This is a genomic window from Synechococcus sp. BL107 (genome assembly GCF_000153805.1).
Taxonomy (GTDB): domain Bacteria; phylum Cyanobacteriota; class Cyanobacteriia; order PCC-6307; family Cyanobiaceae; genus Parasynechococcus.
Genome location: NZ_DS022298.1, coordinates 1,969,304 through 1,995,226, shown reverse-complemented (window position 1 = coordinate 1,995,226; position 25,923 = coordinate 1,969,304). Strand labels below are relative to the sequence as shown.

Sequence of the window (25,923 nt, the reverse complement as noted above, 5' to 3'; positions counted from 1 at the left end):
GTCAATGCGTCGCGGCCATGATGGCTTATGCCGGCGTAATCAGTGCCTCGCGCAGCATGGCGAGCGCTCGACTGCGGTGCGCTAAGTGGGTGCGCACCCAAAGTTCAACGACCCTGAGTAAACGCAGCCAAACCCGCTGGGGCCCCATCAGTTCTCCGTCCTGTCGCCGTGGCAAATCGGCTCGTACGAGTCGCTGCAGCAGGGCCAGTTCTGATGGGTTGAGCTCGATGGCCGAATTCGGTTGGGAATCGATGGCGAATCCGTCTTCGGGCAACAGGCTGCAGCGCCAGTCCCACTGGCCTAAGGGTGCGTCGAGCGGTGCACCACTCAGGCAGCAAGTTTGCATGGGTAGGCCGTAGCCGCCGAGGGTAAGCAGGTGAATCGAGGCTTGCACGGTGCCTGCCAACACAAGATCAGCATCGTCGGCATGGCTTTCCAAGCGTTCCAAGTGGAGTAGAACCGTGCTCAGCAGGCCATTCACTGGGTCGTCAGCTGCCAACTGCAGGCAAAGATCGCAAAGGGCTTGTGCAGCTGACAGGGTTTCCAAACGTTGTCCCAGCCTTGAAAAGCTGCGCAGCACCCGCAATTGGCGAACCCGGCCAAGACCGCTGCGCCCACCCACCTGGAGTTCCAGCAGGGTGAGCGGGGCGGCGGCGGCCAAGCTGCTTTTGGGACGTCGTGCGCCAGGTACGGCAAATCGGGTTAGCCCTTCTGCATCACTGAGCAGGCTCAGCAGACGGTCGTGTTCCCCAAGCGGTCCCACTTTTAGGGCTAAACCCTCCAAGCGTCGCTCCGCCATCTAACCCATTGGTTGGCGGAGGGATTGAAGCAATTGGGGCGCACTACTGGTCCCCAGCAGATCGGCACCGGCTTCGATCAGTTCCGTTACGCGATCGATGCTGTGGATGCCACCGGCGGCTTTGATGGCGCAGCGTTTTCGGCAGAGCCCCACGAGCTGCTTCACCTGCTCCGGGTGACAGGCCGGTCCGAAGCCATTGCCGGTTTGTACGCCTGTGGCGCCGGCATCGATCGCTGCTTCCACCGCGAGGGCGAGTTGATCCTCCGTCAATCGGGCCATGTCGAGGACCACCCTCAGCGGTAATCCCAGGCCACAAAGCGCGCCTATTTCATCGGCAAAGGCCGTGATCGTGCCATTGGCGAGTGCTCGGAAATCAGGCACAACATCCAGCTCTTCGGCACCCTGGGATGCGGCCCATTCCGCCTCGGCCTGTTTGAGTTCAGCGGGCAGGGCTCCAAATGGAAACCCGATTGCTGCAATTAATTTTGGCCCCCTTTCTGATGCTCCCAATCGCTGACGCAGCACTGGTAACTGCTGCAGGTTTGTGCAGATGGCTCGAACATTTCCCTGGCGGCTGGCGTCGCACAACTCATGGAGTTGTTCGTCGTTCAGTAAGGGATCGAGGATGGCCTGATCAAGAAGGGGCGGTAAGTCCGGAAGGTCCTTGGTAGTGGCGGCCATGACAGGGCTCAGGCGGGTGTGCTCACTGTTGAATTCCGCAAATCCCGCTAATCCCGGGCTTGGATCACGCCATAACCGCCGTGATTTCGGCGATAAATCACCTGCAGCGCACCGGTTGCACTGTCCTTGAACAGATAGAAATCGTGATCGATCACGTCCAGTTGATGCCGAGCGTCATCGAGTGTCATCGGTGGCATTGAAAAGTATTTGCGTCGCACGCCTGGCTCGGGGAGCTGTGCCTCCTTTCCATCGACGAGTGAGCCCTCAACGACGCTCTCATCGCTGACTTCTTCGGTACTGGGCGTCAGGCTGGCGCTATGGCCGTGGCTGTGGTGGTGATCCGCATGACGCTCTTTCCATTTGCGCAGCTGTCGCGCCAGCTTGCCGACGACGAGATCAATGCTGGCGTAGAGGTTTTCGCTGCGCTCTTGGGCACGAATCACCGTGCCGTTTGCAAACACAGTCACCTCTGCGGTTTGCTGGGGAACCCGTGGGTTCCTCGCCACAGATAAGTGAACATCGGCTTCGCGGATGGCATCACCAAAATGGGACGTGGCCCGTTCCAATTTTGTGTTGGTGTACTCCCGCAGCGCCGGAGTGATCTCGAGGTTGCGACCATGGATCAGCACCTTCATCCTTTGCACCTGTGCCGGTGGATATCGGCAAGCTAGTAACGCGTCGCTCTTCGGAACACCCTGCGGGTGCATTTCTTTTTGAGCCATCCGTGAAGATCCCGTTTGAGCGGGCTTGGCGGGATCAGCAGCTCTGGCAACAACGCTTGCTCGAGGAGCCGTCCGCGCCCGAAGCCGTTTGGCTCCTGCAGCATCCCGCCTGTTACACCCTTGGGCGGGGTGCCAGTACCCAGCACCTGCATTTCGACCCCAACGAACCGCCGGCCCCGTTGCACCGCATTGATCGAGGCGGAGACGTCACCCATCATTTGCCAGGTCAGTTGGTGGCATATCCCGTTTTGAATTTGCAACGGCATACACCAGATCTCCACTGGTATTTGCGGCAGTTGGAGCATGTGGTGATGGATGTGTTGGGTGATCTAGGCCTCCAGGGCGAATGCTTGCCGGGCCTCACGGGTGTGTGGGTAAAGGGGTGCAAGGTGGCGGCGATTGGTGTGGGCTGCCGCCGTTGGATTACGCAACATGGGTTGGCTCTCAATGTGGATTGCGACCTTGAGGGTTTTGCCGAAATCACACCCTGTGGATTGGTCGGCCATCAGGTCGGGCGACTTTGCGATTGGTTGCCTGGGCTGAAGGTGAGCGATGTTCAGCTTTTGCTCCGCCAGTCCCTTGCCGCACGCTTTCACCTGGCGTGGACCCCGCAGGCGTGATACGCCTGTGCTGATCAATGCAACGTCTCGGATGACGGCCAGCTGGACCCCTACCGCTCGGGAAACGACGTCGCTGCAACGTCATGGCCATACCCAGAGCTTCACTCGGGTGGATGCCATGTGGCCATGGTTAGCGGATCGGCATGGAACGATCACCGCCCTCGATGCTCCCCATGCCACCCATCCGGAACGGTTCAGTTTTGGTGAATTGGCCGAACGCATCGCAACAGCTGCTGCCGCGTTCGACGCCAAGGGTGTCCGAGAGAAGGATGTTGTGGCGTTGTTCTCCGAGAACAGTCCTCGATGGTTGGTGGCCGATCAAGCCCTCATGCGTTGTGGTGCCGCTGATGCGGTTCGCGGGGCATCGGCGCCGGTTGAGGAGCTGCGTTACATCCTCGATGATTCAAAAGCCACAGCTCTTGTGGTCCAGAACGCTGATCTGTGGAGCCGCTTGGCGTTGACGCCGGAGCAGCGAACGCGCTTGAAGGTGGTGGTGCAGCTTGAGGGTGAGCCGGTGGATGGACTCATCGGTTGGGACGCGTTGCTGTCGTCTGCGGCTGGCCTTGCTCCGGTGAATCGCACCCAGACCCTTGATGGAGACGGAGATTGCGGGTCGAACCAGGTGGCCACAATTTTGTACACCTCAGGCACGACTGGTCAGCCCAAAGGGGTGCCGCTCACGCACGCCAATCTGTTGCACCAAATTCGCTCGTTGGCCTGTGTGGCCTATCCCCAGCCCGGGGATCCGGTGTTGAGTGTTTTGCCGATCTGGCATGCCTATGAACGCAGTGCCAGTTACTACTTTCTGTCGTGTGCCTGCACGCAGACCTACACCACGATTAAGCAGCTCAAAAAGGATTTGCCCAGGGTGCAACCGATTGCGATGGCTACGGTCCCGAGGCTGTGGGAGTCGGTGCAGGCTGGCTTCGAAGATGTGGTTAAAACGTTTCCGCCCTCCCGGCAACGGTTGCTTCGTGCGGCCCTCAGCAATAGTTCCGCCCAGCGACAAGCCCTGCGCCGGGCGAACAATTTGATGTTGGAGCCTGTGTGCTGGGCGGGACGTTTCCAGGCGGCTGGGGTGGCATGCCTCCGCTGGCCGCTGCATGCTTTGGCATCGGCCTTGTTGTGGCCCAAGGTGCGCCGTCAGTTGAGCGGCGGGCAGCTTGCTTATCCCATCAGTGGAGGAGGGGCGATTGCCCCCCACATCGACGCGTTTTTTGAAGCGGTGGGGATTGAACTACTGGTGGGCTATGGCCTCACCGAAACAAGTCCAGTGATCAGTTGTCGGCGCCCTTGGCACAACATTCGCGGCAGCTCGGGTCTGCCGTTGCCGGGCACGGAATTTCGCGTTGTGGATCCTGAATCGGGAATGTCGCTGGGTTGTCGTGAGCGGGGGAGAGTTCTGGTGCGCGGCCCACAAGTGATGGGGGGCTACTGGGGCAAACCCGATGCCACAGCAAAAGTTCTAGATGCTGAAGGTTGGTTTGATACGGGTGATCTCGGGATGCTTTTGGCGGATGGCTCGGTGGCTTTAACCGGCCGCGCGAAGGACACGATCGTTTTAAGCAGTGGCGAAAACATAGAGCCCGGACCGTTGGAGGAAGTCCTGGTGGCGAGCCCATTGATCGAACAGGTGATGCTGGTGGGCCAGGACGAGCGCCAATTGGCTGCGTTAATCGTGCCTCGGGCTGATGTGATTGTTGATTGGGCTGGTCAGCAAGGTCTCAGCCTTGCGAACGATTTAGGGGGAAAGCCTGGCGATCAGGCGCTGCTCCGATTGCTGATGAAGGAAGGAAATCGATTGTTGAAGCAGCGCGTCGGTGCTCGTGGGGATGAGCGGCTGGCGGGCGTTGCCTTGGTTGATCCCTTCACCATCGATAACGGCTTACTCACGCAAACCCTGAAGCAACGTCGCGACCGAATCACGGCCCGGGATAACGCCCTGATCCGGGGGATATACAGCCGTTAGGGGCGGTTCTCCGGTGATTGACCGAAGCATGAACGCCTGTGACGCTTGATTCAAATTTTTGAAGTCAATGTCCGACGGCACGTTCCTAAACATCAAGCGGCCGATCACGGTGCGCGCCGTGGTGACGCCGACCTGGAAAGAAGAAGCCGAGCGTGAGCTCAGCAATGGCATCGCGACAGCTGACCAGCAGCTGGCGCAGCTGGAAAAGGAGGGTCAGGACGTCGTGGATCAGGTCCGTCGTCAGAGTGCAAACCCCCTGGATCCAAGGGTTCAGGATCAAGTGGGACAGATCCAGCAACAGGTGGCGGCCAAGCGCGCAGAGCTCGAAGAGCAAAAGCGCAACCTGTTGCAGCAGCAGGCTCAGGTCCGCGAACTGGAGATGGATCAGATCGTTGAACAGGGTCAGTTAGAGAGCACCTGTGAGCTCAAGGTTGGCGACAACCTCGTGCAAAAAATGCAAGTTGCCATCGTTGTTCGTGATGGTGTTGTGCAGTCAATTGAAGAAGGTTGATCCCAGTCGTCAGCTGACTCGTAAACTGCCCTGATCAGCCCTCGGAGACGGTCTTGGCAACCCACGACATCTTTATGCCTGCCCTTAGCTCCACCATGACGGAGGGCAAGATCGTGGAGTGGCTGAAACAGCCTGGGGACAAGGTTGCCCGTGGTGAATCAGTGCTGGTGGTGGAGTCGGATAAGGCCGACATGGACGTTGAGTCGTTTCAGGACGGCTTTCTGGCCGCGGTTCTGATGCCGGCTGGCAGCTCGGCACCAGTTGGTGAAACCATCGGCTTAATCGTTGAAACCGAAGCTGAGATTGCAGACGCCAAAGCCAACGCGCCAGCAGCTCCTGTGGCTGCAGCAGCTCCAGCTCCTGCCCCAGCACCAGCTCCCACACCAGCAGCGGTTCAGGCACCGATGCCGTCTCCTGCGCCAACGCCAACGCCAGCACCCGCTGCCGCTCCTGTGGTGGCAGCGCCCGTTGTGAACGACGGTCGCATCGTCGCCAGCCCCCGGGCCAAAAAGCTTGCTTCTCAATTAGGTGTCGACCTCGCCACGGTTCGTGGAAGCGGTCCCCACGGGCGCATCCAGGCCGAGGATGTGGAACAGGCCACTGGGCAGCCCATTTCGGTGCCGCGAGTGGCGGAAGGGACGGGTCCAGCCGTTGGAGGATCTGCTACCTCAGCATCAGCACCGGCAGCCTCAGCACCGGCTGGCAACAGCTTCGGCCGTCCTGGGGAGACGGTTGCGTTCAACACCCTGCAGGGAGCTGTGAACCGGAATATGGAAGCCAGCCTGGCTGTGCCTTGCTTCCGCGTCGGTTACACGATCACCACCGACAAATTGGACGCGTTTTACAAAAAGGTGAAGCCAAAGGGCGTTACGATGACAGCGCTTTTGGCCAAGGCAGTGGCCGTGACGCTGGCCCACCATCCCCAGGTGAATGCGGCAACTACCGCAGCTGGGATGAGTTATCCCGCGGACGTGAATGTGGCTGTCGCTGTTGCGATGGAAGACGGGGGCTTAATCACGCCTGTTTTGCGTCAAGCCGATCGCACGGATCTCTATGAAATGTCTCGCCAATGGGCTGACCTTGTGAAGCGATCCCGCAGTAAGCAGCTTTTGCCTGAGGAATACAGCACGGGAACATTTACCCTCTCCAACCTCGGCATGTTTGGCGTCGACCGCTTTGACGCGATCCTTCCGCCAGGCACCGGAGCGATTTTGGCAGTGGCCGCCTCGCGTCCCATGGTTGTGGCTGGCAAGGATGGCTCCATTTCGGTGAAACGTCAGATGCAGGTGAACCTCACCGCTGATCATCGGGTTGTGTACGGCGCCGATGGAGCCTCGTTTCTGAAGGCTTTGGCTGATTTGATTGAGAACCGTCCGGAGAGCTTGGCGCTCTAATCCGAGTGCCGGATTCCCTCGATCAGCAGCTCAGCAGTTACGACTACCACTTGCCGCCTGAGCGCATTGCTCAGGCTCCGGTGGAGCCGCGCCACGACGCGCGTCTGCTGATCAGCCCCGGCCAAGCCGATGGAGTGCGGGCAGTGCGCCATCAAAAAGTTTGGAATCTGCTGGAGGAGCTTCGGCCAGGTGACTTGCTGGTGGTCAACGACACCAGGGTTCTTAAGGCGCGGCTCAAAGTCCGGCGCTCTGGAGGTGGGGCATCTGAATTGTTGGTGCTAGAGCCCCGTGGTGAGGGGCAATGGCTCTGTTTGGCGCGCCCGGCGAAGCGCATGCGTCCAGGCGACCTGCTCACGATTGAGGGCACGGCGATCACCCTGCGGGTGCTTCATGAGGATCCCGCCAGTGGGGGGCGGATTGTGCAGTTCCCGTTGGATTGCAGGGATGCGGAGTCGATCGAAGCCCTGCTCAATCAGTGCGGTGAAGTGCCATTGCCTCCCTATATCGACCGTCATGATCCTGCCGATGCCGAGCGGTATCAAACGCGTTATGCGGATCGGCCGGGTGCCGTGGCAGCACCGACGGCCGGACTGCATTTCAGTGATGAACTGTTGGCTGGTTTGCAGCGCAAGGGTGTCGGCTTGGCCCGGATCACCCTGCATGTGGGGCTGGGTACGTTTCGCCCCGTGGAAACAGAAGACCTCACGCAGCTGGAATTGCACAGCGAGTGGATTGAGGTGAATGCGTCCGTGGTGGAGGCGATTCAGCAGTGTCGTGGTCGCGTGATCGCTGTTGGCACCACCAGCGTGCGCGCACTGGAGGGGGCTGCGCAGCTGCAGGGGGGCGTGCTGAAACCATTCACCGGACCGGTGAACCTGGTGATTCAGCCTGGCTATCGCTTTGCAGTCGTGCAGGGCTTATTGACCAATTTCCATCTGCCGAAGAGTTCCTTGTTGCTGCTGGTGAGTGCACTGATTGGTCGGGAGAAATTGCTGGCGCTGTATGCCGAGGCGATTGATCACGAGTACCGGTTTTTTTCCTATGGCGATGCCATGTGGATTCCACCGGACGCTGTGTTGCCAGGCGTTACCCCGAATTGACGGTGCCCAAAAAAAAGCCCCGCACAACGTGCAGGGCGAACCAAACCTTTGGCTTGAGGGGCCAGCGCTGACTTAAACCGCGACGGGCTGTTCGATGATTCCAGTTGGCACTTCGGCAAACATCACTGAGGAGAGATAACGCTCAGCGAGGTCGGGCAGAACCACAACAATCGTTTTGCCCGCATAAGCATCTTGTTCTGCGAGGCGAATCGCCGCAGCGGCTGCAGCCCCACACGAGATGCCAACCAATAGGCCTTCTTCTTCCGCTAAGCGAAGCGCCATGGCGATCGACTCTTCATTGGTCACCTGCTCCACCTTGTCGACAACGGAGAGGTCGAGGTTCTTGGGGATGAAGCCAGCGCCAATGCCCTGAATTTTGTGGGGACCAGGCTTCACCGCCTCACCATTCATGGTTTGGGTGATCACGGGGCTATTTGTTGGCTCCACCGCGACGGATTCAATCGCTTTACCGGCTTCATTTTTGATGTAGCGCGATACACCGGTGATCGTGCCGCCGGTGCCCACGCCAGCCACAAACACGTCGATGGCACCATCGCAATCGTTCCAGATCTCAGGACCAGTAGTTTTGAAGTGGATCTCTGGATTGGCTGGGTTATCGAATTGACCGGGCATGAAAAATTTCGAGGGATTGCTATCGGCAATCTCCTTGGCTTTCGCAATCGCACCCGGCATGCCTTTGGCCGCTTCGGTTAAAACGATTTCAGCTCCCATCACCGCCATGACGCGTCGCCGTTCGATCGACATCGACTCGGGCATGGTGAGGATCAGTTTGTAGCCACGCGCTGCAGCGGTGAAGGCCAAGGCGATCCCGGTATTGCCCGATGTGGGTTCAACAATCACCTTGTCCTTGGTGAGTTTGCCGCTCTTTTCTGCATCCCAGATCATGTTGGCGCCAATCCGGCACTTCACGCTGTAAGCAGGGTTGCGTCCTTCGACCTTTGCGAGAACGGTGGCTTTGCAGTTTTTGGTGACGTGATTCAGTTTCACCAGCGGGGTGTTGCCGATGGCGAGGCTGTTGTCGTCGTAAATGCGAGACATAACGCGTCTGTATTGGAATTGGCCCTAAGACGTCAACTTAGTGATTTGGCTCGTAAAAACTTCAGTTGTTAACGGCATTTTCAGACTTTGGGTTGGTCCGTTGCATGGGCTAGGGCTTCTTGGAAGCGGCTCCAGAGTTCATTTGGTTCTTCAAGCCCAACTGAAACCCGCAGTAGATGGGCTGGAACACCACAGGCTTCAGCCCAGTCCAGTTCGTCGTAGTGGGCCAGTTGGGTGTAAGGGCACACCAGGCTGAAGGAGGTGCCCAGGCTGGGTCCTTTGCAAATCTGTAGGGCGTCGAATACCCGTTCGGCATTGAGTTCGCCTGCATGCAGTTCGAAACTCAGCAAACAACCATCTCCGGCGCCGCGCTTTTTTAGGGCCTGAAAGTTCTTGCAATCTTTGGGATGCAGCACACGCTTGACGGCTGGATGCGTTTCCAGCTTTTGGGCCAGCGCAAGGCAATTGGCATCCAGGCGTGGCACCCGCTCGTTCACATCGCGGCTGTTTCGTTCCAGGGCGATGGCATCGGCGTCGCTCAGCGACGCCCTTGGTGCGACGGCCTCCAGCAGGGTGGATGTCCACTGCGAGTAAGGGCTGATCAGTAGGCATCCCGCCATCACATCGCCTCGTCCCGCAAAGCTTTTGGTGAGGGATGTGAAAACCAGGTCTGCGTAGGGGAGTGCCTCGAGGTTGATCCCCGTTCCGATTGTGTCGTCGGCGATGAGGGGGATCCCGCGGGCATGGACGAGTTCTGCAACTGCCCTTAAATCCACACAGCGCAACAGCGGATTGCTGGGGAGTTCCACAATCACCGCTGCGGGATCCAGCCGGTCCAATGTGGCGACGATGTCGCCCAGATCCGTGCTTCTGAGTAACTCACTGCCATGGAACACCACCTGAGGTTGTTTCAGAACATCCACATAAGGAAACCCCAACTGCAAGGTGGGTCGGCCCGGTCGCAGGGTTTGAACGGCCTCTAATCCAGCGTGAAGTGCGGCCATACCGGCTGGAACGAGGCTGATGTGCTCTTCAGGGCAATGGTGGATTGCGGCGAGCCGTTGTCGAACGCGTTGTCGAGCTTGCTCCCCCTGATTGGGTGCTGGTGCCAATTCGTGGCCAAGGGCAATGGCCGCCTGCCGCGATGAGGCTCCAAGTCCGGTGTGCTGCCAAAAGGCTTTGGCATGGATGTTGGCCGCGGCATCCGTGCATAAACAGCTGATCTTCTGTTGATCCACCAAGCGCAGCGTCGACTGTGGCGATTTCCTTTGGCAATGCAGCAGGGCCGCCTGGGCAGCGGCCCTGCTGGCGAAGGGCCACACCCCGATGCCCTCGCTGTTCACTTGGCTGGCCAATTCTTGGAGGAACGGGTGCAGACCAAAGCGCGGATAAATCGTTTGGAGTGCTGATCGGCAGGCGGGTTCGTGCTCTTCGTAGGCGATCACGTCACTCCATCGAGGCAGGGCCATCGACACGGCATGGGGGTGATCGGGCAGAGGATGGCCAAGGTCAGATCCCTGCCAGCACGGCTCCTGCAGCAGGTTGCGCTCGCTCACGCCAGCAGCTCCAGGGCTTGCGCTAAGTCGGCCTGTAGATCTACCAGGTCTTCGCAGCCCACGGAGAAGCGCACCAGACCATCGTCGATGCCGAGTTTGGCCTTCACTTCAGCTGATACGGCAGCGTGGGTCATGGTGGCGGGGTGGCAGATCAAGCTTTCAATGCCACCAAGGCTTTCGGCCATGGTGAACCAGTTCAACTGCTTGCAGAGTCGATAGGTTTGCTCTTGGTTGGCCTGGAAGCTCACGGTCACGATTGCTCCTCCTCCCTTCATCTGTCGCTGGGCTAAAGCGTGTTGAGGATGGTCGTTGCGGTGGGGGTAGCGCACCCATGCCACTTTTGGATGCAACGCCAGTTGATCAGCCAAAGCGGCGGCATTCGCCATTTGTTGCTTCAGTCGCAGTGGAAGCGTTTTGATCCCCCGAGTGATGAGCCAGGAATCAAAGGGGGAGGGCTGTAAGCCCAGTGCCTTTTGCGAAAACACCATTTTTTGATGCCAATCGGTGTCGTTGGTCGACACGGCACCGCCAAGGGCATCGGAGTGGCCGTTGATGTATTTCGTGGTGCTTGTGAGGGATAGCGTCGCTCCGAGTTCCAAGGGCCGTTGAACCAAAGCTGTCGCGAAGGTGTTGTCGACGACAACGGGGATGGCGAACTCACGGGCCACGCTGCACACGGCCTCGATATCGATCACCTTGAGGAGTGGATTGGTTGGGCTTTCAATCCACACCATTGCTGGCTTGCTGCTGCGCAAAATGTTGAGCGCACTGGCTTCGGTGAAGTCCACCCATTGCGTTCGTAGACCGAACTTGGCGAACACCTGTTCAAATAAGCGGACGGTGCAGCCATAGAGGTTCTCTTCGCAAAGAACGAGGTCTCCTTGCTTGAGTTGCGACACCACCGCTGTGATTGCGCTGACGCCAGAACCAAACACAGTTGTGTGGTCGCAACCTTCGAGTGCACTCAGCACTCCGTCCAAAATTCGAAAGTTTGGGTTGCCTGAGCGGGTGTAATCAAAGCCTCCAGCGTTGCCGTGGGCGAAGGTGGAGCTTGGAAAGATCGGGGGCATCACCGACCCGGTGTCTCCAGCAAAGCCTTCACCGTGATGAATCACCCGGGTGTTGACTCCCACGGCAGGGGGATTGGATCCAGGCTCGGACACCGGGTTCGTCACAGCGGCGTCAGTCACGGCGGCCACCTCAGGCTACGAATCGACGCTGCCCAGATCGCGGGAATTGCAACGATCCACGAGATTGAATCGATATGTATGCGAATTAGTAACGTAATTGTCACGATTTCGTCTCATTCCGATTGTTTTTGTAGTGGGCTGATCGATTGGGTGATTTCGCTTGGCCAATAAAAAACCCCCACCGATTTGGTGGGGGTTAGTTGTTGAACGATCGTGGAAATCGACTGATTGATCAATCGAGATCGGGCATTCCGAGAACGGGTTCCGCTTTGCGATCGATTCCTTTTTCAAAACCAGCTGCGGCGGCGCGGGCGCGGCCTGCATGCCAGAGGTGACCCACCAGGAAGAAGAAAGCGAGCACGAATTGTGCTGCTCCCAGCCACTGACGAAGATTCACATAGTTCACCGAGTTGGGTTCGGTGATGATGCCGCCAACAGAGTTCAGGGAAGCGTTGGGGGCGTGCGTCATGTACTCAGCAGCACGGCGCACTTGCCATGGCTGAATGTCATTTTGCAGTTTGTCGAGGCTCAAACCATTGGGGCCACGCAGGGGCTCCAGCCAAGGACCGCGGAAGTCCCAGAAGCGCATGGTTTCGCCACCGAAGATGATTTCACCAGTTGGTGAGCGCATCAGGTACTTACCAAGGCCGGTGGGGCCCATGGCAGAACCGATGTTGGCTCCGAGGCGTTGGTCACGCACCAGGAAGGTGAAACTTTGGGCTTGGGATGCCTCAGCGTTGGTAGGACCCCAAAACTCAGATGGATAGGCGGTGTTGTTGAACCAGATGTAAGCCGATGCGATGAAGCTCATGAAGCTCAAGGCACCCAGGCTGTAGCTCAGATAGGCCTCACCATTCCAGATGAAGGCACGGCGCACCCAGCCAAAAGGCTTGGTGATGGCGTGCCAAATGCCACCGAAGATCAGCGTTAAACCCAACCAGATGTGGCCACCAATGATGTCTTCCATGGAGTTCACGCCGATGATCCAACCTTCGCCACCAAAGGGAGCGCGGAAGAGATAACCGAAGATCACGCCAGGGTCGAGGGTGGGGTTCGTGATCAAACGAACGTCGCCACCGCCGGGGGCCCAGGTGTCGTAGACGCCGCCGAAAAACATGGCCTTAAAGACCAGCAGCAAGCAGCCGACACCAAGAAGGATCAGGTGATAACCAATGATGTTGGTCATCTGGTTTTTGTCGCGCCAATCCTGGGAGAAGAAGGAGGAGTAGTTCTCCAAAATCTCAGGACCGCGCAGGGCGTGGTAGAGACCGCCCAAGCCAAGAACGGCTGAGCTGATCAGGTGTAAAACACCAACCACAAAGAAGGGGAAGAGATCAGTAACTTCTCCGCCGGGTCCTACGCCATAGCCAAGGGTGGCGACGTGGGGCATGCAGATGAAGCCCTGCTCGTACATGGGCTTGTCATAGGTGAAGTGACTCACCTCGAACAGCATCATTGCGCCTGCCCAGAACACCATCAAACCGGCATGGGCCACGTGGGCGCCAAGCAAACGGCCTGACAGGTTAATCAGGCGGGCATTTCCAGACCACCAGGCATAGCCGGTGGAGTCGAGGTCTTTGCCGCCAGTGGCGACAAGACCAGCATTAAAGGGCGTTTCCACGGGGCAGAACCTCTTCAGGGAAGACGAAGTTTTCATGCGGCTGGTCAGCCGGTGCCATCCAGGCACGCAGACCTTCATTCAGAAGAATGTTCTTGGTGTAGAAGGTCTCAAATTCGGGGTCCTCAGCAGCGCGGATTTCCTGTGACACGAAGTCATAGGCACGCAGGTTGAGGGCCAGACCGATGATGCCGATGGAGCTAGTCCAGAGGCCCATCACTGGCACGAACAGCATGAAGAAGTGCAGCCAGCGCTTGTTGGAGAACGCAATTCCGAAGATTTGGCTCCAGAAGCGGTTGGCGGTGACCATGGAATAGGTCTCTTCTTCCTGGGTGGGTTCGAACGCCTTAAAGGTGTTCGCTTGCTCACCATCCTCGAACAGTGTGTTTTCCACGGTTGCACCGTGAATCGCACACAACAGAGCGCCGCCCAAGATGCCGGCCACTCCCATCATGTGGAAGGGGTTCAGCGTCCAGTTGTGGAAGCCCTGCAAGAAGAGGAGGAAGCGGAAGATCGCTGCCACACCGAAGGATGGCGCGAAGAACCAGCTGCTCTGGCCGAGGGGGTACATCAGGAAAACACTGACGAACACCGCAATCGGGCCGGAGAAGGCGATGGCGTTGTAAGGACGAATGCCGACGAGACGAGCAATTTCGAACTGACGCAGCATGAAGCCGATCAGTGCGAAAGCACCGTGCAGGGCAACAAAAGCCCAGAGGCCGCCGAGTTGACACCAGCGGACGAAATCGCCCTGGGCTTCTGGGCCCCAGAGCAGCAGCAAGCTGTGACCCATCGCGTCAGCGGGGGTCGAAACAGCAGCGGTGAGAAAGTTGCAACCTTCGAGGTACGACGACGCGATGCCGTGGGTGTACCAGGAGGTGACAAACGTGGTGCCGGTCAGCCAGCCACCGATAGCCATGTAGGCCGTCGGGAGCAGAAGAAGGCCAGACCAGCCAATGAATACGAAGCGGTCGCGCTTGAGCCAGTCATCGAGGACGTCAAACCATCCCCGCTGAGGCGCGCGTCCTACAGCGATCGTCATGAGGGTGAACGGGTGCGGAAAACCGCAGGCTGTTGGATACGCCAGCGACCTTAACAATCCCAACCCGTGCTGTGGGGCGTGTTCGCATCACCTGAAATCCCTTGTATCGCTTCGTTTCTTTGGGATTTCTTTTGCTTTCGCTATTGCGCACCGTCTCCCACCACAATGGGCAGTAAATACCGCCATCTTCATGTCCGCAGCAGTGCTGGAGCAATCGGTGCTCGGCTCACGGCGACTTTCTAATTTTTTGGTGGCTGCAGCCGTCAGTGTTGGGGGTGTTGGCTTCCTGTTGGCGTCGCTCTCCAGCTATTTCGGACAAGACCTGTTGCCCTTTGGGCATCCCGCAGCCCTAATTTTTGTTCCGCAGGGCCTGGTGATGGGCCTGTACAGCCTCGCTGCTGCCCTGTTGGCCTCTTACCTCTGGTACGTGATCGCTGTCGATGTGGGCTCCGGGAGCAACCGTTTTGATAAAGAATCTGGCGTTGTAGTGATCAGCCGTCGGGGTTTTCGTCGCCCGGTTTGTGTGGAATTTCCCTTGAAAGATGTGAAAGCGGTGAAAGTTGAAGTGCGTGATGGGTTCAATGCCCGCCGTCGCGTGTCTCTGCGTCTCCAGGGGCGTCGCGATCTTCCCCTCACCCGTGTGGGTGAGCCGCTGCCATTGGCTCAACTCGAGCAGGAAGGAGCCGAACTCGCCCGTTTTCTCGGCGTCAACCTCGAAGGACTTTGATTCCCATGCGTTCGCCTCTTCGTCGAGTTGTGTTGTCGCTACTGCTTCTCATTCCTTTGATGGTGAGTTGTAGTGCTTCACCGCAGGCATCGCCAACACCATCCTGTGCTGATGCAAGTGTTCCTTGTCTGCAGGGCACAACCCAGGTGCAGGTGAGCACCAACCGAGGCGAGATCACGATCGAGGTAGATGGTGATGCAGCGCCGATCACAGCCGGAAATTTTGTTGATTTGGTGCGTCGTGGCACCTACGACGGAACGATGTTTCACCGCGTGGTTCGCGAGCCCGTTCCTTTCGTCGTCCAGGGGGGAGATCCAAAATCAAAGGATCGTTCGGTTCCTTTAAATCAGTTGGGCACCGGCAGTTTTGTGGATCCAGAAACCGGACAATCTCGAATGATTCCCTTGGAGATCAGTTTCCGTGGAGAAGAAAATCCCCGCTACAGCAGAGAAATTACGAATCCCAGTCAGTTGGATTCCCTGAGCCTGAACCATGAGCGTGGTTCGGTGGCGATGGCACGGTCGCAGGCTCCAGACTCCGCCAGTGCTCAGTTTTATATCGCCCTAAAGCCCTTACCAGAACTGGATGGTCGTTATGCCGTTTTCGGGAAGGTGATTAAGGGCATGGACGTTGTTGATGAGATTCGCCAGGGGGATCGGATCACCAAGGCCAGCCTTGGTGATTGAACTCAAGCCGGGATCCGCGTTTCGCTCGGTGAAACCTTGAGTAGTTCGGTGTTCACCCCTGATGCCCGCTCAAGGGCCACTTTTCCAGTGCGGGCGATTTCGAGGATGCCGAAGGGCCTCATCAGCCGTTCAAGCGCCACCAATTTGCCGGGGTCGCCCACCACTTCAAGGGTGAGAGCTTCATCGGCCACGTCCACAACCTTGGCGCGGAACACCTGAACCAGATCAAAAACGGCGCTCCTCGTTTCGGCTGGGGCTTTCACTTTTAGGAGCATCAGTTCGCGTTCCACCGCTGGACGCTGGGTTAAATCCAGAACTTGGAGAACGTTGACCAGCTTGTCCAGCTGCTTGGTCATCTGTTCCAGAGTTTGCTCATCTCCTTCCACCACCATCGTTAAGCGTGATTGGCCATCGGCTTCCGCTGGCCCCACAGCCAAGCTGTGGATATTGAAACCACGGCGGGCGAACAATCCGGCGATGCGGCTAAGTGCTCCAGATTCGTCCTCCACAAGCACCGAAAGGGTGTGCTTCATGTCTTCTGAACGTCCCCTGCCGGTCTGCTGTTACCCAAGTTACGGTCCAGCCAGGGCAGCAGGGCATTTAGGAACTGAATCGGGTCCTCATCGTGGGGGCAATGCCCACAGTGATGAAGCACGTTGAGCTCCACCCAGGGGTGTTGATGAACTACCTGTTGGCCGATGGTGAGGGGGATAAACCGATCGTTTTGACCCCAAAGCAACAACATCGGCAGGTTGGTTGTTGCCAGTTGTTCCAATAGGGCCGGGGCCGTGGCTCCGCGGGGTCGAAGACTCATTCCAAGGGTCATCGCCCGTAGGGCTCGCGCTGCGGTTGGTCGGCGGGCTGGACGACCAATCAGCTGTTGCAGATCAAGGTCGTTGGTGATGGAAGCGGTGTAAGCACCTTGCAGTCCAAGGCGAATCAGCTTGCTGCGGGCAATCACAGGCACGATCCACTGCAAGGGAATGAGTTGAACGACCAAGCCAAGCCATCTCCTTATCCAGCGTCGTCGCCACGGTGAACGTCGTCGTGGCAGCGGCTGGAGTAGGGCCGGATCAGGCAGCGGTGCTGCCACAAGTGCTCTCACCAAATGGGGGGTCAGAACGGCTGTGGTGAGGGCACTTAGGCCACCAAGGGAGTTCCCTATGAGCACGGCGGGCTGCTGAACAACTTCTTGGAGAAAGGCCGCGGTTTGCTGCCCCCAAATCCTGTTATCCAGTGGACCGCCCTGGCGGATCCCCGGTTGATCTGACGCGCCAAATCCCAAGAGGTCGAGGCTGAACACTTGCCAGCCCTGGGCCGCCAGTTTCGGCGCGATGCGACGCCAGTGCCCGCTGGAGGCCCCGAAACCATGTAGAAGCACGAGGGCTGGACCATGGCTGGGCCCTAAAACGCGCCAATGGCATGTCCATTGTTGATTTGGGCGTCCACGACTTGGCTGGCGACGCCAAGTCCATTCATGGTGGTGCCCCCACGCGCTGGTTTCGGCCTCCGGGCACCACGGCTCGGCAGGCTGGGGTGCATTGGCAGACACAGCTCTGGGCATACCGGATCATCACTATCGCGAAGGGTCCGCCTCTCTCACGTTGGGATCGGGGTTTTTTCGTCCGGATTCACGGCCTTCCCGGGACTGTTCGGTGCTGTTGGCTCGCCATCAACAGCGGAACGTGGAGGGTCAACTCCGCTGGCTCGACCTCATGGCAGGGTGCGGGATCCGAAGTTTGCGCTGGGGGTTAGAAGCCGTTCAGGCCAGACCAGAGCGAGTTGAGCTCTGGGTGAACGATGGCGACCCAGATCGTTCGCCCTACTTGGAGAACAACTTGAGTGATCTCCCGTCGCCGGTGCGCATCAGTTCCCAGGCTGCCGAGATGTTGTTGGCACGGGCCTATCTGGAAGGCCGCTTTTTTGATTTGATCGATCTAGACGCGTTCGGAGCTCCTGGGGCGTTGATTCAGCCCGTTTTACAAGTCTTGCGGTTTGACGGGATCCTCCTGTTGGCGAGTACGGATGGACGCTCGCCAACGGGTCATGATCGTGCTGGAGCGGTTCGCAGCCTTGGTGCGGCTGCACGGGTGCATCCTGCGAGTTGGGAATTGGCTTTGCGCCACCAACTTGGTTTGCTAGCCCGTCAGGCATGGATGCTGGGTCGGGGGCTTCAACCCCTGCTTTGCTTCAGTGAGGGACGGACCTTTCGGGTTGTCGTGCGCATGCGGCGGCAGCTTCAACCGGGTGAGGAGCATCACTTAGGCCTCATCGCTCGATGTGAAGCCTGTGGATCACAGGTGGTGCAGGTTTTGAGAAATCTCAGCGGATGGCCAAGCTGTCGCTGTGCAAGCGGAGCAGGTCGCTGGAGTGTGAGCGGTCCCCTCTGGATCGGACCCATGCAGGATCGCCACACCTTGGTTGCGTTGCGGGGGGATCCATGGCTGCGGAACCCTGGTGCCATCTCCAATCGGACGCAGCGGTTACTGGAGCGTTTAGAAGCCGACCCTGGGAGTCCAGCAACGGTTTGGCCCACCGATGAGTTGGCGCGACGTCTTGGTGTTGGAGGTCCGCCGCCCTTGAACCAGCTCGTGACAGCGGTGCGGCAAGCCGGATTTCAGGCCTATCCCAGTGGCGTGATGGCCGGGCAAGTGCGTACCGATGCAGATTTAACAGTCCTGTTAAGGCTTTGCGCTGATTTGCGTGCCGAAGGGACTTAAATGGGGCGTGAAAGTTGCGCCCCGACCATGGCTTCAGAAATTTTCGGAACGGCCGCCATTTTTTGGGTCCTCATCCCCATTGGTCTTGTTGGTGGTGCCTTGCTGTTGAAACTTGAGGGCGATTGATTCGGCAGCTTTTGCCTTAAGCCCACTAAGCTCCCAACCTTGAAGTCGAGGTGCCATGCAGGTTCTGGTGGTTGGAGGAACGGGCACCCTCGGACGGCAGATTGCTCGTCGAGCTTTGGATGCTGGTCATCAGGTTCGTTGCATGGTCCGAACCCCTCGCAAGGCAGCGTTTCTGCAGGAGTGGGGCTGTGAGCTCACCCGTGGTGACTTGCTGGAGCCCGACAGCCTCGATTACGCCCTCGACGGCGTCGATGCCGTCATCGATGCCGCCACAAGCCGCCCCAGTGATCCACAGAGCATTTACGAATCCGATTGGGACGGAAAGCTCAACCTTTTGCGCGCCTGTGATCGCGCCAATGTGAAGCGATTTGTCTTCCTTTCGTTGCTCGGAGCTCACCGTTATCGCGATGTGCCGTTGATGGATATCAAGGCTTGTACCGAGAATTTGCTGGAAGCCTCGGATTTTGACTACACCATCCTCCAAGGCGCAGCCTTCATGCAGGGTGTGATCAGCCAATTCGCAATCCCTGTTTTGGAAAGCCAAACCGTTTGGGTGAGTGGAAGCCCGACGGCGATTGCGTACATGAACACGCAAGACATGGCCCGTTTTGCGGTGGCGGCCCTTGAACGTCCAGAAACGGTGAGGGGAACTTTCCCTGTTGTGGGTCCAAAACCCTGGAATACAGGGCAACTGGTGCAGCTTTGTGAGCGTTGCAGCGGTAAAACGGCGCGTGTTTTCCGCGTTCAGCCGATCTTGATCAAGCTGATGCAAGGAGTTGCTTCTTTTTTCGAGCCTGCCGTCAATGTGGCGGAACGTCTTGCCTTCGCGGAAGTCACCGGTGGAGGACAGCCCCTCGATGCCCAGATGAAATCCAGTTATGCCGCGTTTGGCTTGGATGAAGCCGAGACAACGGATATGGAGAGTTATATCCGCGAGTACTACGACACGATTCTCAAAAGGCTTCGTGAGATGGAAGCAGATCTGGATAAAGACGCCAAGAAAAAACTCCCCTTCTAGGTACTTGTCTTGTTTTAGTTGATTTGTACTATTAATCTAGGTTTTTTGGTCTTATGGCTGTCGCTCAGCTCAAAAATCTGCAGCGCCGGCTGCTCTTGCTTTCAGAGGAGGCAGAGCAGGGTTTGAATCGAGCGTGTGGCCATGAGCTTTGGAAAACGGTGGGGCCCGACGCCATTGATGGCATAGAAGACGTGGCTAGAAGAGCAGAGGCCAATTATTGGTATGGCCAGTGGAATGTTGTGCGTGAGTTGCAGGAGGCCATCGGTTGATGCCTGATTCTTGCTGTCCACCATCGAATGCCTTTGACCAAACCCGTGCCGTGGAGGAGCGTTATGGCGCGGCCGCCCATGAGCAAGAAGCTTGTTTGTGTACTCCTGTGGGGTTTGATCCTGAACTCCTGCGTGTCATCCCGAACGCCGTTGTAGAGCGTGATTACGGCTGTGGTGATCCCACACGCTGGGTTCGTGCCGGTGATCGGGTGTTGGATCTTGGCAGCGGCAGTGGCAAGAACGCCTTTATTTGCTCACAGATCGTGGGGGCGGCCGGTGCGGTGATCGGTGTGGATCGCAACGTCGACATGTTGGCCCTGTCCCGTGGTGCTGCTGCGCAAGTTGCGGAGGCAATTGGCTTCGCCAATGTTCAGTTTGTTGATGGAGCCATTGAGGCGCTTGATGCCCCTACCAGCGATGGAATGCCCCTTGTTGCGGACGGAAGCGTTGATGTTGTTTTAAGTAATTGCGTTCTCAATTTGGTGAATCCATCTGATCGAGATCGGTTGTTGGCCAACATTCGCCGCGTTCTTGCTCCGGGTGGTCGTGTTGCTATCAGCGACATTGTTTGCGATCAGTTGGTGCCTCAACATCTGCAAGAGGATCCAGACCTTTGGAGCGGCTGTATTAGTGGTGCCTGGGAAGAGACCGCGTTTCTCGAGGCCTTCCGTCGCCTTGGCTTTGAGCAGGTCCATTACGCCGATCGCAGCCAAGATCCCTGGCGGGAGGTGGAAAGCATCGAGTTTCGAGCGGTCACCCTCGTTGGCGACCTGCCTGTTTCCTCGGGTTGCTGCCCTTAAGTAACTGCACCAGACGCCCTTCTTCCGCTTTGGTCACTGTCCGCCATGCACCGGGTTCGAGCCCTTTCAGAGTGAAGGGCGTGTCTCCATCCATGAGGTCGATGGTGTGGCGGATCAATCGAAGCGTGGGCAGACCTACTGCTGCCGTCATGCGGCGCACTTGACGATTTCTTCCTTCCTGAAGTGAGATCTCCAGCCAGTGGGTGGGGATGGCTGCGCGGACCCGAATCGGGGGAATGCGCTCTCCAATGGTTGGGATGGCTTCAGCGTTCAGCCACGCGGCTTTAGCAGGACGGGTGCGATAGCCCTGAATCGTGATGCCATCGCGAAGTTGTTGGAGTTGATGGGGCTGGGGAGATCCCTCAACTTGAACCCAATAGGTTCGCCAATGACCGAAACGAGGATTGGTTAATTGTTGTTGGAGGCGTCCATTGCTTGTGAGTACAAGTAATCCTTCGCTGTCGGCATCAAGACGACCAGCCGCGTACACATCAGGGATGTCGACAAAATCTCGCAGGCAGTCCCAGCGACTGTTGTCTTCTGGAGTGAACTGGCTAAGCACCCCGTAGGGCTTATGGAGCAACAAAGTCGCCAAGTGATTCAGCCGCTGGATTCTTTAAAAAAAACTAACGTAACAACCCTTGAGATTTAATCTCCAAAGATTGCTTCAGTCAAAAAGAATTTTTCGATGTAGATGTTGATTATGAGGGAATCATCAGCTTGACCTGGTCCGCAGCCTCTCTACATCGATGGCTTTGAATAATCTCTGGCTTATTGGGCATTGCCTTGGCGTGCACGCCAGAGGTTCACCGCTCCGATGGAAATGAGTAGCAGGCCCAAATCGAGGGTTAGGGGGGGGAGCATCATCGATTTGGTTTCACCGGGCGTTGACCTTAAAGGGAAAAATCTGTGATTGGGATCTGCATGCGCCCTCCTAAAGTGGGAGGCAATACAGGTTAAAAACCTCACCAGCGCATGATCGAAACCTCGGGTGTGATCGAGAAGGAACAGGGCAATGGGTTCTATCTGGTCACGCTTGAGCAGCCTGCCGGTCACCAGTGTTTATGTCGTGCTGCTGGAAAGCTGACCAAATTTCGGATCAAATTGTTGGCTGGCGACAAGGTGCTTGTCGAAATCAGTCCCTACGACCTCACCCGTGGGCGGATCACCTACCGCGAGCGCAATGCCGGTGCACCAGGTGGACGCCCAGGCGGCAACCGCCCAGGTGGACCACGGCGTCGTTGATCAGATCAGGGCTTCGATGGCCTGTTTGAACTCACTCCGTTGTTTGACGCCACGCCATTGCTTCACCATCGCTTTTTGGTGAAACAGCTGGATGGTGGGTGTTCCGCTCACCCCCGCCTGTTCGGCAATCTCTTGATCGGATTCGATATCAATCACGATCGCCTGGGCGGAGCCGTCGAGCTCATTGATCACCCGTTGAAGCTGAGGCTTCAACACATGGCAAGGACCACAGCTTGGTGAGGTGTAAACCACCAGGATTGGCTTGTTGCTGTCGTGATACAGCTTGCGAAGGGCGTAACCCCCTTTTTGCCAAAGCCCTTCAGGGCTATAGGTGGCTTCCGTTGTGACTTCTACGTTGACCGGGCGTTCTGCCTTGGCCGGCTCGATGTTGTCCCGTTTCATTCGGGTGGCTAGGTCGTGATGGCTCAGCCAACGCTCGGCCGCTAAGGCTGCTTTGCAGCCGCTACCTGCCGCCGTAATGCCTTGTCTCCACTCAGCATCAGCCACATCACCAGCCGCAAACACGCCATCAATGGATGTTTCTGGGCGGCCTGATGCTGTGGCGAGGTAAGCCTTGCTATCGAGGTCAATTTGACCGTTCAACAGCTCGGTATTGGGTGTATGGCCAATGGCATAAAACAGACCTTTGACCGCTAGGTCAGCTGTTGAATCATCGATGCGATTTCGCAAGGTGAGTGTCTCCATCCAGTCTTCACCGCTTACATCGACAATCTCACTGTTCCAATGCACGGTGATGGCTGGGTTCGCGAGAACTCGGTCGGCCATGGCGGCACTGGCCCTCAACCGTTCAGAGCGCACGATTAGATGCACATGGCTGCCGTATTTCGTGAGATAAACAGCCTCTTCGCAGGCGGAATCACCGCCACCGACAACAGCCAGTTCGGCGTTGCGAAATTGGGGTGTCGCTCCATCACAAATGGCACAAGCACTAATGCCACGGCTCCAAAACTGCTCTTCTGAAGGCAACCCCAAGCGGTTTGCACTGGCACCCGTTGCAATCACAACGGCATGGGCTCGAATGGTTTCCCCTTCAACTTGAATCTGAAATGGACGTTGGCTGAGATCAATGGAATCGGCATCGGCCTCAAGCAAATGGGTGCCCCAGCGCACCGCTTGAGCCTTCATCAAATCCATCAAGTCTGGTCCGAGCACTCCATCCGGAAATCCAGGAAAGTTCTCGACGTGGGTTGTGGTCATCAGCTGCCCACCGGGAATCCCCCCTCGTTGGAAGCCTGTCACCAAAGTGGGCTGAAGGTTGGCGCGGGCGGCGTAAATCGCTGCTGTGTATCCAGCCGGGCCCGAGCCAACGATCACGAGGTTCTCAATGGACTCGGACGCACCAGCAACCATGCTCTTATGCGGAATGACTATGAGTTAAATCTAAGGCCTAAGTGCTGCTGAACGCATTAAAGGGAATTCGTATTTCCTTCCCTGCCAAAAATAAACAAAAGCTTTAGATTTCGACTTGATGGTCGCTTGACGGTCGGTCGTTGATGCCTCCAGATTTTTTTGAGCTAATAGGCGTTACCAGGATTGTGTCGTCTAGTAAGGACACGTTTTCACCAATGCAAGTAATCCACTCTCGGAATTCTTGGGTAATGGCATAACTATCTTCATAGCGCTCAGCTTTGTCGAGATAAGCGATCCGAGTTGATGCCCAGTTGGTTGCAACGTTGATTCGGCGTTCCATTGCTGCGTCCATAACAATCTCTCCGTTGTGCGCCAGGTTGGTTGATCTAAGGGCTAATTCGTGGCCCTTATGTCGAAAACTTCGCATTTTTCTCTCAAGAAAGCTGTAATCACTGCTGCAAAAACAGGGGGAGTTCTGGTGTTTTGAGACGGATCACATTCCCGGCTCCATCTTCCACAGCTTCCATCGGCAGACTGGGGCCACGCCAGTGCCCACCAGTTCCAAGTTCATCCGCTTCGGCCTCCTCGCGCGGACGTAAAACGTAGGGCTCTGCGATCGACCAGGAACGGGCGTACTCCATCAGTCGTGGATCAGCTGGAGCAAAAACAAAGGAGGGTGCGCGGGGGATGGTTTCCGTTGCCGCAAGGGTTGCCGTCATTCGAACCGCCCGAGTGATGCCTTGAACAAACCGACTTCGGGTGACCACGGTGGTGAGGTAGGCCACAACCCTCAGTCGTGGTGCATCAAAACCCTCAGCACACATATCGATGCTGACGAGCCAGTCGGCCGTGCCGCCCTGAAATCCATGGAGACGCTCTGCAGCCTGTGGGCTTTGGGAATGCACGAGCTCCACGCGATTGCCGTCTTCCCTCAGCAGTGTTGCGATGGCTTCTGCATGATCAATATCCCTGGCAATCACAAGTCCCGCTGCATCAGGATGGCTTTGCCGCATGTCCGTCAACTTGCGTTGCGCTCGCAGCAACACCTGTTGACCGATGCTGCTGCTATCGGCCAAGCGGATGGCGCGGCGAAGGTTGCGGGCTCGCCAGCTTTCCCGATGTTCGGCCGACAGGGGTGACACGTCGCGATCGGGCATCCCTTCTCGACTGTGCTCCACCCATCCGTCTTGAAAGCGAAATTCGAGAGGTCGCACGTCTCCAGCGGCGATCAGGTCTCTCGGTTCGACGCATAGATCAGGACATATTTGCTCCATCACCATGCCGTCTTGCACAACGCGAATGCGGCGGGCTGCACAGAAGCCAAGGTTGTCGGCCCGGAATGGTGTTCCAGTCAGGCCGACTCGCAACTTGAAGGCTTCTGTCAGCGCTTGGAAGGTTTGACCCCATGCCGGTGCCTTGGGGTCATCTGGATCCAGCCCCAGGTGGTGTGCCTCATCGGCAATCGCCATGCAGCGATCAGCTTGAAGTTGTCCGAGTTGTTCTTGTAGTGGTTGGAGCTGACGCCCAGCTCCCTGATAGGTCACCAACAGTCCATCAGCCGCTTTCGCCGCCGCAGCCGTGCAGGGCCATTCCTCCAGGCGTAAACCAAGCCCGGACGCCGCTTGCTTCCACTGCTCCAGGATTGATGTTCGATGGCAGAACACCACAAATTGATCCAGATGTCCGTCGCGCCGCATGCTGGAAAAACCCAGGAGTGCCCCGAGGGTTTTGCCTGCTCCAGGTCCGGCGAACACAAGAATGTCGCCAAGGTCAGCCGTGAATGAGCCACTGGAAAGTTGATCCAGTCGGCGGCGCAACAACTGAATTAGATGTTGCTGCCATTCGCGCGGTTGGATCGATGCCGATCCGGTGTGAGCCGGAAGATTGAAGCTGCAGGCGCTGATGGTGTTCCTGAAGAAGATGAGTCTTTTTAACGATTTCGAACGGCTTTGGCACCTCTAGGGGCCGCCCTAGACCTTCTGATCGGCAGGCCGCCCCTTTCAAGTCAAGCCAACCAGCGGTTCAAAGGGCGTCGGCGTGGTTCAACACCAAGCGTTCAACTTCATCGAGCGCATCTTCTGTGGCGTGACGTGCAGCCTCGAAGTCCCCCTTGGCCGCGTCCATCAGTTGATGGGCCACCCTGTCGAGCAGCTCCTGGCGCCGCTCTTCGAGCATTGCGATGAGTTCTTTTTCGACGAGGGTGCGAACGGCTTGAACACGAAGCTCGTCTTCACTCGCCTCGGCAAACGTGCCCTGCACCAGCTCTTGGATGAACAAGCGGTGCACTTCACTGCTGCGCAGGAAGCTTTCGGTGGCATTAATGATCCCGTCGACCAGGGTCTGATCGGGTTCGGAGTCGTTTTCGGCGAGTTTGAACTCCCAGTCCAGATGGCGACGCTGCCAGCCCGAAGCATGCAGGCTGGGCATCACGCTTTGAGAGAACGTATCGACCGACATCTCATAAATCCGCTCAGCCAGGCGTTCGCACCAGTCCTTGCCATGGTTCTGCAGGGATGATTTCATCGTTTCGCGTTCCACAGCGTGGCCACCGTGGTGGCTGTGGCAAACGCCATCAGGACATTCGATTGCGCTGAGACCCATACAAAACACGAGATGTTCTCTTGAACTAGCCACACCAAAGGCTTTCGGCCGCGTTCTTCAACAATCCTGCGGATCTCAAGATGATGACCTCGTAATCTT

28 protein-coding genes are annotated in these 25,923 nt (G+C 57.5%); 13 read left to right on the top strand and 15 right to left on the bottom strand.

Going from position 1 to position 25,923, the window contains the following annotated elements; translation table 11 throughout:
- Positions 1 to 25 precede the first annotated feature (25 nt).
- From recO to hpf, 3 genes are read right to left on the bottom strand one after another with little or no spacing between them, the layout of a single operon-like run.
- Positions 26 to 799: a DNA repair protein RecO gene (gene recO / locus BL107_RS10450; RefSeq protein ID WP_009790318.1), complete on the bottom strand. Its 774-nt coding sequence runs from the start codon at positions 797 to 799 to the stop codon at positions 26 to 28.
- Positions 800 to 1,480, bottom strand: a complete 681-nt coding sequence (deoC, locus tag BL107_RS10445) for a deoxyribose-phosphate aldolase (RefSeq protein ID WP_009790317.1) — start codon at positions 1,478 to 1,480, stop codon at positions 800 to 802.
- 47 nt (positions 1,481 to 1,527) lie between these two features.
- Complete coding sequence (hpf, locus tag BL107_RS10440) at positions 1,528 to 2,115, bottom strand: ribosome hibernation-promoting factor, HPF/YfiA family (RefSeq protein WP_009790316.1); 588 nt, start codon at positions 2,113 to 2,115, stop codon at positions 1,528 to 1,530.
- Positions 2,116 to 2,126: 11 nt separating this feature from the next.
- Between hpf and lipB the strand changes: the two genes are divergently transcribed.
- The 5 genes from lipB (at position 2,127) to queA (ending at position 7,796) form a co-directional block, all read left to right on the top strand.
- Entirely contained in the window at positions 2,127 to 2,822 is a 696-nt protein-coding gene (gene lipB, locus BL107_RS10435; RefSeq protein ID WP_009790315.1) for a lipoyl(octanoyl) transferase LipB, read from the top strand.
- 31 nt (positions 2,823 to 2,853) lie between these two features.
- Entirely contained in the window at positions 2,854 to 4,791 is a 1,938-nt protein-coding gene (locus tag BL107_RS10430) for an AMP-binding protein (RefSeq protein ID WP_037989023.1), read from the top strand.
- A gap of 67 nt (positions 4,792 to 4,858) precedes the next feature.
- On the top strand, positions 4,859 to 5,302 hold the full coding sequence (locus tag BL107_RS10425; protein WP_009790313.1) for a YlqD family protein: 444 nt from the start codon (positions 4,859 to 4,861) through the stop codon (positions 5,300 to 5,302).
- A 53-nt stretch (positions 5,303 to 5,355) separates the two neighbouring features.
- A complete protein-coding gene (locus BL107_RS10420; RefSeq protein ID WP_037988489.1) occupies positions 5,356 to 6,696 on the top strand; it encodes a dihydrolipoamide acetyltransferase family protein in 1,341 nt (446 codons plus the stop codon).
- 5 nt (positions 6,697 to 6,701) lie between these two features.
- On the top strand, positions 6,702 to 7,796 hold the full coding sequence (queA, locus tag BL107_RS10415; RefSeq protein WP_009790311.1) for a tRNA preQ1(34) S-adenosylmethionine ribosyltransferase-isomerase QueA: 1,095 nt from the start codon (positions 6,702 to 6,704) through the stop codon (positions 7,794 to 7,796).
- Positions 7,797 to 7,868: 72 nt separating this feature from the next.
- Here the strand turns inward: queA and cysK are convergent, their stop codons facing one another.
- The 5 genes from cysK to psbD form a co-directional block, all read right to left on the bottom strand.
- Positions 7,869 to 8,855, bottom strand: coding sequence for a cysteine synthase A (gene cysK / locus BL107_RS10410; RefSeq protein ID WP_009790310.1), 987 nt, complete (start codon positions 8,853 to 8,855; stop codon positions 7,869 to 7,871).
- Between the two features lie 80 nt (positions 8,856 to 8,935).
- Positions 8,936 to 10,411, bottom strand: coding sequence for a PLP-dependent transferase (locus BL107_RS10405; protein WP_009790309.1), 1,476 nt, complete (start codon positions 10,409 to 10,411; stop codon positions 8,936 to 8,938).
- Positions 10,408 to 11,586 carry a PLP-dependent aspartate aminotransferase family protein gene (locus tag BL107_RS10400; RefSeq protein ID WP_198002363.1) on the bottom strand — a complete coding sequence of 393 codons (1,179 nt, stop codon included), beginning with the start codon at positions 11,584 to 11,586 and terminating at the stop codon, positions 10,408 to 10,410. Before BL107_RS10400 ends, BL107_RS10405 begins: the two co-directional genes overlap by 4 nt.
- A gap of 247 nt (positions 11,587 to 11,833) precedes the next feature.
- Positions 11,834 to 13,222 carry a photosystem II reaction center protein CP43 gene (gene psbC / locus BL107_RS10395; RefSeq protein WP_009790307.1) on the bottom strand — a complete coding sequence of 463 codons (1,389 nt, stop codon included), beginning with the start codon at positions 13,220 to 13,222 and terminating at the stop codon, positions 11,834 to 11,836.
- Positions 13,206 to 14,261, bottom strand: a complete 1,056-nt coding sequence (gene psbD / locus BL107_RS10390) for a photosystem II D2 protein (photosystem q(a) protein) (protein WP_009788239.1) — start codon at positions 14,259 to 14,261, stop codon at positions 13,206 to 13,208. The genes psbC and psbD overlap by 17 nt, the downstream gene beginning before the upstream one ends.
- 190 nt (positions 14,262 to 14,451) lie before the next feature.
- Between psbD and BL107_RS10385 the strand changes: the two genes are divergently transcribed.
- Entirely contained in the window at positions 14,452 to 14,988 is a 537-nt protein-coding gene (locus BL107_RS10385) for a photosystem I assembly protein Ycf4 (RefSeq protein ID WP_009790306.1), read from the top strand.
- Positions 14,989 to 14,993: 5 nt separating this feature from the next.
- A complete protein-coding gene (locus BL107_RS10380) occupies positions 14,994 to 15,674 on the top strand; it encodes a peptidylprolyl isomerase (RefSeq protein WP_037988487.1) in 681 nt (226 codons plus the stop codon).
- Positions 15,675 to 15,676: 2 nt separating this feature from the next.
- Here BL107_RS10380 and ilvN read toward each other — a convergent pair whose 3' ends face one another.
- The gene (gene ilvN, locus BL107_RS10375; RefSeq protein ID WP_009790304.1) at positions 15,677 to 16,207 is read right to left on the bottom strand and encodes an acetolactate synthase small subunit; all 531 of its coding nucleotides are present in this window, start codon (positions 16,205 to 16,207) and stop codon (positions 15,677 to 15,679) included.
- A complete protein-coding gene (locus BL107_RS10370; protein ID WP_156779454.1) occupies positions 16,204 to 17,238 on the bottom strand; it encodes an alpha/beta fold hydrolase in 1,035 nt (344 codons plus the stop codon). Before BL107_RS10370 ends, ilvN begins: the two co-directional genes overlap by 4 nt.
- Between BL107_RS10370 and BL107_RS10365 the strand changes: the two genes are divergently transcribed.
- Genes BL107_RS10365 through BL107_RS10345 form a run of 5 tightly spaced genes read left to right on the top strand, consistent with a single transcriptional unit; the run spans position 17,216 to position 20,607 of the window.
- Positions 17,216 to 18,394, top strand: coding sequence for a N2,N2-dimethylguanosine tRNA methyltransferase (locus BL107_RS10365; RefSeq protein WP_037988485.1), 1,179 nt, complete (start codon positions 17,216 to 17,218; stop codon positions 18,392 to 18,394). The two genes, BL107_RS10370 and BL107_RS10365, sit on opposite strands and share 23 nt — an antisense overlap.
- A gap of 27 nt (positions 18,395 to 18,421) precedes the next feature.
- The gene (gene petM / locus BL107_RS10360) at positions 18,422 to 18,520 is read left to right on the top strand and encodes a cytochrome b6-f complex subunit PetM (protein WP_011359486.1); all 99 of its coding nucleotides are present in this window, start codon (positions 18,422 to 18,424) and stop codon (positions 18,518 to 18,520) included.
- A 55-nt stretch (positions 18,521 to 18,575) separates the two neighbouring features.
- The gene (locus BL107_RS10355) at positions 18,576 to 19,538 is read left to right on the top strand and encodes an NAD(P)H-binding protein (protein ID WP_009790300.1); all 963 of its coding nucleotides are present in this window, start codon (positions 18,576 to 18,578) and stop codon (positions 19,536 to 19,538) included.
- A gap of 53 nt (positions 19,539 to 19,591) precedes the next feature.
- Complete coding sequence (locus tag BL107_RS10350; protein WP_009790299.1) at positions 19,592 to 19,807, top strand: hypothetical protein; 216 nt, start codon at positions 19,592 to 19,594, stop codon at positions 19,805 to 19,807.
- Positions 19,807 to 20,607 carry a methyltransferase domain-containing protein gene (locus tag BL107_RS10345; protein ID WP_009790298.1) on the top strand — a complete coding sequence of 267 codons (801 nt, stop codon included), beginning with the start codon at positions 19,807 to 19,809 and terminating at the stop codon, positions 20,605 to 20,607. The genes BL107_RS10350 and BL107_RS10345 overlap by 1 nt, the downstream gene beginning before the upstream one ends.
- On the opposite strand, the gene BL107_RS10340 is transcribed toward BL107_RS10345, so the two are convergent.
- Entirely contained in the window at positions 20,561 to 21,202 is a 642-nt protein-coding gene (locus BL107_RS10340; protein ID WP_050749853.1) for a pseudouridine synthase, read from the bottom strand. The genes BL107_RS10345 and BL107_RS10340 overlap by 47 nt on opposite strands.
- 380 nt (positions 21,203 to 21,582) lie before the next feature.
- Between BL107_RS10340 and infA the strand changes: the two genes are divergently transcribed.
- Positions 21,583 to 21,852 carry a translation initiation factor IF-1 gene (gene infA, locus BL107_RS10335; protein ID WP_006041809.1) on the top strand — a complete coding sequence of 90 codons (270 nt, stop codon included), beginning with the start codon at positions 21,583 to 21,585 and terminating at the stop codon, positions 21,850 to 21,852.
- Here the strand turns inward: infA and trxB are convergent, their stop codons facing one another.
- The 4 genes from trxB to BL107_RS10315 all read right to left on the bottom strand — a co-directional run bounded on the left by trxB (position 21,853) and on the right by BL107_RS10315 (position 25,824).
- Positions 21,853 to 23,223, bottom strand: coding sequence for a thioredoxin-disulfide reductase (gene trxB, locus BL107_RS10330; RefSeq protein WP_009790296.1), 1,371 nt, complete (start codon positions 23,221 to 23,223; stop codon positions 21,853 to 21,855). It lies immediately after the preceding gene.
- Positions 23,224 to 23,326: 103 nt separating this feature from the next.
- Positions 23,327 to 23,575: a hypothetical protein gene (locus BL107_RS10325; RefSeq protein WP_037989021.1), complete on the bottom strand. Its 249-nt coding sequence runs from the start codon at positions 23,573 to 23,575 to the stop codon at positions 23,327 to 23,329.
- A gap of 97 nt (positions 23,576 to 23,672) precedes the next feature.
- The gene (locus tag BL107_RS10320) at positions 23,673 to 25,043 is read right to left on the bottom strand and encodes a DEAD/DEAH box helicase (RefSeq protein ID WP_009790294.1); all 1,371 of its coding nucleotides are present in this window, start codon (positions 25,041 to 25,043) and stop codon (positions 23,673 to 23,675) included.
- A 202-nt stretch (positions 25,044 to 25,245) separates the two neighbouring features.
- The gene (locus tag BL107_RS10315; protein WP_006169684.1) at positions 25,246 to 25,824 is read right to left on the bottom strand and encodes a hypothetical protein; all 579 of its coding nucleotides are present in this window, start codon (positions 25,822 to 25,824) and stop codon (positions 25,246 to 25,248) included.
- Positions 25,825 to 25,923 lie beyond the last annotated feature (99 nt).